At 67.7% G+C, this 2366-nt stretch carries 3 protein-coding genes and 1 pseudogene; 2 read left to right on the top strand and 2 right to left on the bottom strand.

Annotated elements, in window-relative coordinates; translation table 11 throughout:
• Nucleotides 1-265, bottom strand: a pseudogene (locus tag AC1DOC_RS29655) (cobalt-zinc-cadmium resistance protein); the annotation flags it as partial.
• Between the two features lie 103 nt (nt 266-368).
• Nucleotides 369-743, bottom strand: a complete 375-nt coding sequence (gene czcI, locus AC1DOC_RS29650) for a cation efflux protein, CzcI family (protein ID WP_436311296.1) — start codon at nt 741-743, stop codon at nt 369-371.
• A gap of 162 nt (nt 744-905) precedes the next feature.
• Here czcI and AC1DOC_RS29645 point away from each other — a divergent pair, with 162 nt between their 5' ends.
• Nucleotides 906-1583, top strand: coding sequence for a heavy metal response regulator transcription factor (locus tag AC1DOC_RS29645; RefSeq protein ID WP_012748654.1), 678 nt, complete (start codon nt 906-908; stop codon nt 1581-1583).
• On the top strand, nt 1580-2366 hold a 787-nt coding region (locus AC1DOC_RS29640), incomplete at its 3' end, for a histidine kinase dimerization/phospho-acceptor domain-containing protein (protein ID WP_478131121.1). The genes AC1DOC_RS29645 and AC1DOC_RS29640, both read left to right, overlap by 4 nt.

Below are 2366 nucleotides of genomic sequence, written 5' to 3'. Positions count from 1 at the left end.
GTGCATCGAACACCGGGTTGGGCCAGGCACCGGCCTGCAGCACGGCCGCATCGCTGGCCTCGCGCTCACGCGAGGCGGACGAAAGTCCCGGGTTGAAGCGCAGTGCAAGCGCGAGCGCGCTGCGCAAGTCCAGCGGGCTGGCGGGCTCCGGCGTTGCCGCGGCCGTGTGCCGGATCGGCGAAGGGTTGGAACCGGCAGCGGGTTGTGAAAATGCCGGGGGCACCGCCAAGGCCATGACGGCCAGCGGCACGAAGAGCGTGCGCATCGAATTCTCCTGGGTTGCAAAACAACGGGCGGACGAATTCGGCGAGAGGGCTCAGCGGCTGATGTCGGGTATCAAGGGTGGGGGTGCTTGTTCTCTCGCCGAATCAAAGGGCGAGAGGCCACGCAGGAGGCACGGGCACTTCGGAGATGTGCGAGATGAAATGCTCGGCGGGCATGGCGCGCAGCGCCTGCCCGACGGGCAAGGGCGCATGCGCGCGATCGGCTGCCGGCGGCAGGTGTTGCGCCTGCCCCAGGTGGCAGGCGGCGCAATCGCCGAGCACGGCATTGGGCTGGGTGCCGGGGCTCTTCTGCGCATCGTCGGTGCGCGAACCGTCCGCGCTGCGGTCCGGTGCGTGCTCGTGATGGCCCCAGTGGCCTGGCTGCGCGTCGCGCTCGTGCTGGCAATAGGCGGCCGAGGCCGCCCAGCTGAACTGGAACGGGAGCACAAGCAGCAGAAAGATCAGGAGCCAGCGGCGCATGGAGCAAAAAGTATATCGGCGGCATATGGCATGCTGGCCTGCAATGCCCCTGCGGTTTGCAGGTTGCGGCGCAATGTACGACAGGCGTGCGGGCTTTTGCCCGTCGCTCTCATTACGAATTCGTAACCTCCTGCGCTCCTGCCCCATCGTTAACATCCGTCGATGCGAATTCTGGTCATTGAAGACGAGCCCAAGCTGGGCGACTACCTGAAGAAGGGCCTGGAAGAGAACGGCTACGTGGTCGACATCGCGCGCGACGGCATCGAAGGCCGCTACCTCGCCACCGAGGGCGACTACGCGCTGATCCTGCTCGACGTGATGCTCCCCGGCATCGACGGCTTCGCGGTGCTGCAGGCGATCCGGCGCACCAGCAACGTGCCCGTGCTGGTGCTCACCGCGCGCGACAAGGTCGAGGACCGGGTCAATGGCCTGCAGCAAGGCGCCGACGACTACCTCGTCAAGCCCTTCTCCTTTTCCGAGCTGCTGGCGCGCATCCAGGCGCTGCTGCGCCGCGGCAAGCCGCAGGAGTCCACCGTGCTGCGGCTGGCCGACCTGGAGCTCGACCTGGCCAGCCGCAAGTGCTTTCGCAACCGCACGCGGCTGGACCTCACGGCCAAGGAGTTCACGCTGCTGGTGGTGCTGCTGCGCCGCCGCGGGCAGATACTTTCGCGCAGCACGCTGGCCGAGCAGGTGTGGGAGATGAACTTCGACAGCGACACCAACGTGGTCGAGGTGGCCATCCGCCGCCTGCGCAGCAAGATCGACGACCCGTTCGAGGTCAAGCTGCTGCACACGGTGCGCGGCATGGGCTACGTGCTCGAGGATCGTTCCTGGTCGTGAGCCCGGCAAGGCCGCACTCGATCCGCAACCGGCTCACCTCCTGGTTTGCCGCGCAGGCCTTCTTCTGCCTGAGCGTGGCCTGCCTCGCGGTCTACCTGGTGACGGCGTGGAGCTTCGGCGAAAAACAGGATGGCGAGCTCGAGCACAAGGCGCAGCTGGTGCGGCACTTGCTCGAGGAAGGCGAGAAGGACGGCGACCTTTCCTTCCTGCGCCACAAGCTCGAGGACTTCTTCTCGCTGCAGGACGACGTGCGCCTGTCGATTGCGCGGCAGTCCGACGGCAGCGTGTTCTTCCGCTCCGAGCCGCCCGCAGGCGGACGCTGGCTCCAGCGCGACTTCGTGCACACGTGGGGCCGGTCAGCCGGCGGCACACCGCTTTCGATCCGCATCGGCATCGACGTGGCACGGGACGTGGTGCTGCTGCGCCGGCTTGCATGGACGCTGCTGGCGGCCGCCGTGCTGGGCACGCTGCTGGTCTCTCTGACCGGCGCGCACTTGGTGCGGCGCGGGCTGCGGCCGCTGGAAGCGCTGGCCGGGCGCACCGCGGCGCTGACGCCGGACCACATCAACCAGCCCATCGACGCCTCGGCGTTCGCGCGCGAACTGCACCCGTGGATCACGCAGTTCAATGCCCTGCTGCTGCGCGTACAGAAGGCCTATGTGCAGCTCGAATCGTTCAATGCCGACGTCGCGCACGAGCTGCGCACACCGCTCGCYAACCTGATCGGCACCACCGAGCTCGCGCTGTCGCGCCCGCGGCCGAACGACGAGCTGCAGGCCGTCC

Source organism: Variovorax sp. 01T439_2 (genome assembly GCF_056398445.1).
This window is presented reverse-complemented; position numbering and strand designations above follow the sequence as displayed.